9 protein-coding genes and 2 pseudogenes are annotated in these 7524 nt (G+C 41.0%); 6 read left to right on the forward strand and 5 right to left on the reverse strand.

All coding sequences use genetic code 11. From position 1 onward, the window contains the following. Positions 1-964 (reverse strand): IS4 family transposase (locus QUA25_RS27030; RefSeq protein ID WP_333042619.1); only part of this gene is annotated, 964 nt, incomplete at its 3' end. A gap of 100 nt (positions 965-1064) precedes the next feature. Between QUA25_RS27030 and QUA25_RS27035 the strand changes: the two genes are divergently transcribed. Continuing rightward, on the forward strand, positions 1065-1238 hold the full coding sequence (locus tag QUA25_RS27035) for a hypothetical protein (RefSeq protein WP_333042622.1): 174 nt from the start codon (positions 1065-1067) through the stop codon (positions 1236-1238). A 311-nt stretch (positions 1239-1549) separates the two neighbouring features. Here QUA25_RS27035 and QUA25_RS27040 read toward each other — a convergent pair whose 3' ends face one another. Next, a complete protein-coding gene (locus QUA25_RS27040; RefSeq protein ID WP_333042623.1) occupies positions 1550-1843 on the reverse strand; it encodes a hypothetical protein in 294 nt (97 codons plus the stop codon). Between the two features lie 75 nt (positions 1844-1918). On the opposite strand from QUA25_RS27040, the gene QUA25_RS27045 reads away from it, so the two are divergent. The 3 genes and pseudogenes from QUA25_RS27045 to QUA25_RS29605 all read left to right on the forward strand — a co-directional run. Next, entirely contained in the window at positions 1919-2080 is a 162-nt protein-coding gene (locus QUA25_RS27045) for a hypothetical protein (RefSeq protein WP_333042625.1), read from the forward strand. 124 nt (positions 2081-2204) lie between these two features. Then, positions 2205-2696: pseudogene (locus tag QUA25_RS27050) on the forward strand (tyrosine-type recombinase/integrase); the annotation flags it as partial. Positions 2697-3476: 780 nt separating this feature from the next. Continuing rightward, positions 3477-3617 (forward strand): annotated as a pseudogene (locus tag QUA25_RS29605) (leucine-rich repeat domain-containing protein); the annotation flags it as partial. On the opposite strand, the gene QUA25_RS27055 reads toward QUA25_RS29605, so the two are convergent. Continuing rightward, positions 3614-3994 (reverse strand): transposase, encoded by a 381-nt coding sequence (locus tag QUA25_RS27055; RefSeq protein WP_333042627.1) that lies wholly within the window; start codon positions 3992-3994, stop codon positions 3614-3616. The pseudogene QUA25_RS29605 and the gene QUA25_RS27055 sit on opposite strands and share 4 nt — an antisense overlap. Before the next feature lie 177 nt (positions 3995-4171). Beyond that, positions 4172-4786 carry a helix-turn-helix domain-containing protein gene (locus QUA25_RS27060; RefSeq protein ID WP_333042629.1) on the reverse strand — a complete coding sequence of 205 codons (615 nt, stop codon included), beginning with the start codon at positions 4784-4786 and terminating at the stop codon, positions 4172-4174. A gap of 717 nt (positions 4787-5503) precedes the next feature. Between QUA25_RS27060 and QUA25_RS27065 the strand changes: the two genes are divergently transcribed. Both QUA25_RS27065 and QUA25_RS27070 read left to right on the forward strand, forming a co-directional pair. Continuing rightward, positions 5504-5749: a hypothetical protein gene (locus QUA25_RS27065; protein ID WP_333042632.1), complete on the forward strand. Its 246-nt coding sequence runs from the start codon at positions 5504-5506 to the stop codon at positions 5747-5749. A 403-nt stretch (positions 5750-6152) separates the two neighbouring features. Beyond that, on the forward strand, positions 6153-6716 hold the full coding sequence (locus QUA25_RS27070) for a hypothetical protein (protein ID WP_333042634.1): 564 nt from the start codon (positions 6153-6155) through the stop codon (positions 6714-6716). A gap of 169 nt (positions 6717-6885) precedes the next feature. On the opposite strand, the gene QUA25_RS27075 is transcribed toward QUA25_RS27070, so the two are convergent. Next, on the reverse strand, positions 6886-7524 hold a 639-nt coding region (locus QUA25_RS27075; RefSeq protein ID WP_333042636.1), incomplete at its 5' end, for a proprotein convertase P-domain-containing protein.

Consider the following 7524-nt stretch of genomic DNA (forward strand, 5'->3'; position numbering starts at 1 on the left):
CCGTCCACAAATAACTTAATCCCAAGAGTCTTTTTACGGTATTGAAAGCTTCTTCAATTCTCCAGCGCCGACGATATAAATCTGCCACGACGTAGGGTGGTAATACTTGAGGGTCAAGCACGCTTGTCAAATAAGAATGCCAGGTTTTACCCGAACGAACTTCTATCAAACGTAAGGTAATAAATGGAGTTTTTGCAGTTCCCGAACCCAAACGTACCAGACTATCTTTAAGGTCGTAACTTTTAGTAAATACTTGCTGTATTTGAATGGATGCTCCTTTTTTTAGACGAGTAATTAAGTGAATATCTCGTTCAATTAATTGGAGCCAAAAGCTGAAATGATAAAATCCTCTATCCAGTAAGAGTAAGGTTTTATTTGGCACTAATTGCAGGATATTTTCTTCAAGCTTAACATCAGAAGCTCTCGGGTTTTCCAGAAACCAAATATCAACAGGGAGCCTGGTCATTAAATCTATGACTGTTGCCATTTTTCCGGCTAACTGCCCTTTTGGTATATCTTCTAGGCTTTTGAGCTTGCAAAATAATGCTTCGAGCGTTGAACTATCCACTATCCAAATTCTCGAAAATTTGGTCAAGGCAAATTGAATGCTTTCTGGTAGAGGTCGTTGGTTTCTCTGATACCAAGCAGTTCTTAAACTTGGCAATAAATTTTTGAAGACTCCCTCAAATAAGGTGGCGGGAAAACTTAAAAACCTTTGAGACATTGCTTGTTGAGTGACTGTTGTAGGCTTGCACCACAAAAAACCTGAGCTTGCCAGCATTCTTGTAAGTTCTGTCACCCCCGCTACATCTCGCCACAATAGAGTTAATACTGCTGCTACCATCAACGGCAGGTTAAGAATTCTCCCTCGTAAACCTAGTTGACGGTAGTAATTTTCTTGTGAGGTGATGGCTGGTGTTAATAATGCCGATAGTTGCGAGGCAATCGCTTCATCTTCCACCATCGGTCTTGTGTTTTTTTTGGCGTGGTCGCGGTTGGTTTTTTGACTCTTAGCCATATTTATTGACCTACACAATCGCTCAATTATTTGTCAATTATATCGTTTGATAATACCAACTCCCGCAATCGATCGTGCTCGCCCCAACGTTGCCGTGCACGGCTGTGGTGCCACTATTATCGATCGCCCGCCACTGTTATCGATCACCCGCCACTGTTATCGAGCGCCCGCCGCTGTTATCGATCGCAGTGCCACGCCAATCGAGCCCACAACTTATTAATAATGATAATCGCGCTCGGCGTGGAAGAGTCCTCCTACAGCGGACTCTCCCACCCTTACCCCTTATTTGATTATCATTATTACCAATTATATTTATTCACAAAGAGGTATTGACAAAATCTACTCCTGTCTAACTTGTTACCAATGATTCCGGATAGGACTTTAGGTCTTTTAAGGCGCTCGCTCGTGGTCCGTGAAAAAGTTGTAAAGGAAGCTCACCTTTCGATGCCAAAAGTGCGATCTTTTCTATTACACTACCTTTTACTGACTCCTGATTACCTGATCTACTTTAACTAACCGTTTCCGATGCAATTAACCACATCCTAATATGTGGTTAATACTTTCGACAAGAGCCGCCACAACCACGATATCTAAAAACCCCTGGAATGGCACCGTTATCGCAGCCCCGCTAACACCAATTGTCAAACCAGCGAGAACCTTTACCCCAACAATTGTTAGTGCCGGCACACTAGCCGTAGCGGCAAAAGTTAAAAATGCCCCTAGTAAAGCGATGATCGCGATTAACTCTGTCTGCCCGACATTGTGGCAAGAGCTAGTTTGTGCTAGTAAAAATTGAGTAAATTGTAAGGGAATCAATATAGACATTTGAATTTTTTAAACTTACTTTATAGTAATAAAAATTATACACATTAATAATGTCAATAGTTTATCGAAATTTAAGTGAACTTACTGAAGGTAATCGAGTCGGAGTTAGAAAGTTTAAGTGAACTTACTGAAGGTAATCGAGTCGTAGTTAAGGATGTCGGCGGCCGTTATCACGGGGTGAGAGGTATGATTATATCGAGCAAGCAGTATGCTACCCGCACAGGTCTGACAGTGTAATTTGAGAACAAGGTTTCTTTCTGCCAGCAGTGCGACTTTAGTGCCGAGCAGTTGATGTACCTGTCTGAGAAATAGTTTCTAGTGCTAGGTCAGGATAGGCACATGACCGGCAGGCGCTCGCGATGCGGCTCTGCTGGCGATTCTGCGGGTGGGTTTGCGCCGGGCTGAAGTGGTGAAGCTGGAATTGAGGGACTTTAATGCTCGCACGGGTGCTATGAAGGTACGAGGCGGTAAGGGGAACAAAGACCGCACGGTGTACCTTCCTAGCAATGCTGTGAAGGTGGTGGAAGATTGGCTCGTGGTTCGGGGTCTGGAAGCGGGAGCGTTGTTGTGTCCGGCCTGGAAGATGGGTCGGATACATATCAGACCGCTAACACCCCAGGCGGTATTAGTGATTTTGCAAAAGCGGGCAATAGAGGCGGGAGTGGAGTCGTTTTCTCCTCACGATTTCCGCCGGACTTTTTGCTCGGATTTGCTAGATGCTGGAGTTGATATCGTGACTGTGGCGGAGCTGGCGGGGCATTCTTCGCCTGCAATTGTGGCTAAATATGACCGCCGGGGAGAGGAAAGGAAGCGGCTCGCTGTGGAGCTGTTGTCGATTCGGAGCAAGCGTTGAGCTGCCAACAAGCGACAGTAGTTTTGGAGTGCGAATTGACTTCTAGGCTTATAGATGAGGCTGGGAGACGGAGCTAATGAGAGCGATGTACAAGGCAGCTTCGGCTGAATATCACTGCGTTATTGACGGGTAGTTGTTTATCGTCTCCAATTCACGGGGTGAAATGGGCAGTCAAACAGAAACTTACGCTAAGGAATTGATTAGTCGTTTTGAATACTGCGCTCGCCTCTTATAAACCTGTACCAATTGATCTGTCTGAAATTTAAAAGCCTCAAATCCTTACTGTGCCGTACAAAAAAGCTGTACCAAAAAACCTATGCTCTAATTGGTACAGTTTAATTTTCAATTCTTTAAGTTTTTGAGAGACAAAAAGAGTAGTTCCCAGAATGCTTATCCAGTAAAAGTTTCAGCCAAGCACGTAAGTTTCTGTACGACTGCTCATTTACCCCCGTTCTCTTGATGCTACATCCTGATTCCTGCTGTTTTTTCCAATAGGCTAAATTTTATTGCCACAATAAAATGAATACTACGAGAGACAAAGGACATGACGCGAGAGAGAGCAGTGCAAAGAATTGAGCGGGCTGCCGATGAACAATCGGTGGAACTGAATTTGTCACTGTTCAAGTTGAAAGAAATACCACCGCAAATTGCCAACTGTAAAGATATGACTCTGCTTGTGCTTAATAGGAATGAGATTACCTCCATTCCAGAAGCGCTTGGGCAACTTTTCAATTTGAACAGGCTTGTACTTTATGAAAATCAAATTACCTCAATCCAGAAGCACTCGGGCAACTTTCCGAGCTGGACTGCCTCGACCTCAGAAATAATCAGATTACCTCAATCCCCGAGGCGCTTGGGCAACTGTCTAATCTGACTTACCTTGGTCTTGAATGCAATCAGATTACCTTTATACCAATTTAATATGAAGCTGCATAGAATAGGGCTTCAAGAATAAACTTGTAAGATGACAACAAACTAATTTGCTCAGGAGTGATTTTTTCAAGAACTTGTTTCAATCGCTCTCGTAATTGCTCAAGTGTTGTAAAAACCTCTCCAACAAGTTCCTTTTTGATATATTCCCAGACCCTTTCAATTGGATTAAGTTCTGGACTATGTGAAGGTTGACAGACAGGAATTAAATTTTCTGGCCAGGAGAGTTCATTAGTGGTATGAGCACCCGCTCTATCCATGTGAATGATGGCTATATCTTCACCCAATTGTAGAGAAAGAGCGTCAATAAATTTCTGAAAATCTTCTCCGTTAAGCGAGCGCGTATTGTTGGCAAAAATGCCAGCCACTCAATGGTTCGACTACCCCATACAACCAAAAATTTTCACGTTTCCATAGTATGGGAGCAACTGGTTTTACCCCCCTGGCTGTAATTAATTTTCCTGTCAATGTTTTTAATCCCAACCGGGTTTCATCTTGGGACAAATATCGTAGCCTTTTACCCTTGCCAAAATATTTTTGAAACGTCAATACTGCTGGAATGATGTTTTTTTAAAAAGCTCCACTGCTTGTAAGTCCTGTAAAGCACTTTGCGGACGTGGCACTTTCAGTTTTGCTTGGAGACGATAATGTACCCAGGCATAGACTGTTGCATAAGTCAGTTCTAAATTATACTCTGTTTTTAACCATTCCACAATTTCCCTGTAGCTTTTGAAAGGCGCTCCTGTTGCCAAGCGTTCTTTAAGTCCTGCTAATGCCTCAACACTCAAGTGTGGTACTTGTCCGGGGGCTTTTTTTACCAACAATAATTCTGATATTCCACCCCGTCGATACTTTTGTAACCACCGGCTTATTGTAGATTTGTCTCTACCCAAACGATGCGCTAATTCTTGCTGCTGCTGTACTTGCCCTGTTTTTAACCACCATAATACTTGTATTCGTTCTTTCTGACTCGCTGTACGAGTATTTTTTAGTTGTTTTTCTAAAACTTCTGCACTTTCTTCAATTGTGATTTTTAAACTACGAGCCATAAAACGCACTATAAACGCCATCTCTCTATTATATGCAACTTCACATAAAATTGGTATTAGGCGTAAACTTATTTTCTTCAAAGATGACAACAGTAAATTTATAGTTTTCACTACTAAAAAATCAAATGAAGAAAGTAACTATTTTATTGAGAATAAGGATGAACTTATTACAAAATTATTTTTTGGTATTATAACTACTGCTATAGGTATATTTATAGGAAACAAAGTTCTTCCTTGGTTTCAATCTCTATTAAATGGTCTATAAACTCACTTCTCCTGATGTAGCTATAAGGGTTACAGGGCTTAGGCAGGGCAATGTGGGTTAATGCGCTTGCCCCGGTCGGAGAGGTGGGAGCGGTCACAGCGCGGCGCGAGGCGGTTGCCCACAAAAAACCCGCCAGAGTTGGAGTCAAGCGGGTTATATGTTGTGGGTTTTTGATATAAAAGGTTGATGTCTACTGTTTACATCTTAATTTTCATGTGTAACAATGAAATTGAAAAAAGTAATAAATTATTTAGTGGGATAATACGATGAGCGATTTTCTTCCACCGTTAAATTCACCTTGGGGAGTGTCCTTTTACTCTTTTGCGGGTTCGTTGATATATCTGACAAGAAAATCCTTTAAAAACACTTGAAATGCTGTTATGAAGGAACAATATCCCGTTGTATATGAAAGTGAGGAAGCTGCATCAAAAGAAGAATTGTCAACCGAAATTAAAGGTTTTTTAATTTTTATATAAAAAATAATATTTATATTGTTTATAGTTTTTGGCGATTTTTTGCTAAATACAGGTTATTACATTTTTTTACTTATCTTAATCACCTTTATGATTAGTCTTCTACCTTTACTTACTTCATCTTTAGAAGCTGTGATTAGGATTTTACCTTTCTCAATAAATGGTAGTTCTTTTATAACGGCAATTTATCTTATTAGTCTTAAAGAAGGATTGTTTGAGCCTCGTGAAGGAGGAATCATTACTACAGAATCTAATAAAGAAGGTAGCACATACGAACCTATAAAAAAAGGAATTTTTTATACAGTATTTGTTGCTCGATTATTAGAGATTGAATAATAGTTATTTGGCTGAAATACATTTTCATGATTAATACTTACATTGGTTGAATTTATATTACGATATGGTTTTATTCTTATGTAGCTGTAACAGTTTCAAGCTCTAGGCTGGAAATAAGCTGTTGTTCATTTAAATTAATTATTTCGATTCGCTGTCAAAATTGAGGTGTAAGCGTTTGGCATTTTTGTCTTACCCCGTTTAAATGCTTAACAGCTTACCCATTTCCCCACATAAACCCCTAGCGAATTTTTTTCGACGGGCTGTTAAGTCTTTGTCGAAGTGAAAAAAATGGCGTTGCTTAATCAGGGTATGAAAAAAATAAATTGAAAATCCCGAAGTTTTGTGGATACTGGTTTCTATGACTTGCCTATTTATCCTTTCATACCCTAAATCAGCAACGCCCATGTTCTCGAAAAACCTCATAGGTGCCGCAGGTGAATACTACGTTTGTGCCGAATTGTGTCGGCGTGGAGTTTTGGCACTTGTCACGCCAAAGAATAACGAGATTTTTGATGTTCTGGCTTCGGATACTTTCGGCCAAAGAACAATCTCGATTCAAGTCAAAACTATGGCAATCGCCAACACACAAGGTTGGAAATTCGGGTCAAACATGAGGGTAAAGAAGAATAACGAAAACTTGTATGTTGTTCTGGTAAATATGCACGACAATGGCACAAACGATTTCTATATTTACAAACACGATGAACTTGTGAAAAGAGTTAATCACATCTACGATGAGTACATGAGCAAGCCAAAGCGTGACGGGTCGGTGAGAAAAGAACCTGGCTTCCGTTGGTTCGACCACAATTACTTTACGGATGATGACAAATCACGGAAGAATAATTGGGCGTTGCTCGGCTTCACGGCGAGGGCCACGTCACTAATAGGTCGATTGGCAGTGCGATTTGGATTGATCAAGCGATTGCATTTGAGTCGAGTCAGCCCCTTCCTTCTACCCCATTTTTAGTTCAACTGCGTAACTCCTGACAATTCTCAACAAGACCTGAGAAGCCGAGTTTCTTCACTAAAAATATAGGCTTTCAAGTTTAGTTATTTGCAAGAAACCGGGTTTCTATCCCTGGTGCCAGCTCTGTGTAAACCCTCCTCATGCTAGTAATTAGCAACTTACGTTACTATCAATTTGATTTAGTTATAATCATCGACCAACTTTTGAGAGTGCCAGTTTTCTGCTTGTTAGTATCGCGGACTTCCAATGTCCAAGTACCGGATAAATCCAAACCATTAAACGTACTTAGATTGCCTTCAGGTCGGAAAATAGTAGCATTGGGATTGGAAATCGCACTGATAGGTAGGGAAGCATCATCATTTAAGGTGACCTTTCCAAGTTTGTTGCTATTTCCACCGACATTAGCAAACAATTTGACGCTCTTTCCATCAGGACTCTTCAGGAAAACGTCGATATCGTTACTACGCTCGTGAGTAATCCCCAGTTGGATATTGAGATCCAAAATGCTGCCGCGATCGGGAATTGCTAGCGTTGAAAATAGCGTTCCTAAATCTGGAATACTCAGGTTGGTATCGTTGCTGGTATAAGTTTTCACCTCAGTAGTTTTGGATTTAGGCGGCTGATTGCTGTCAACTTCGATTTTTGGGTTGGTATTACCATTACCTTGGTTGTTGGAGTTATCTACTTGAGGAGGTAAGTTGGCATTACCATTACCTTGATTATTGTCATCGTCAACTTCGGTTTTTGGGTTGGTATTACCTTGGTTTTGGGAGTTATCTACTTGAGGAGGTAAGTTGGCATTACCATT

The sequence above is a fragment of the Microcoleus sp. Pol17C6 genome (assembly GCF_036701145.1).
In the GTDB taxonomy this organism is placed as follows: Bacteria; Cyanobacteriota; Cyanobacteriia; order Cyanobacteriales; family Microcoleaceae; genus Microcoleus.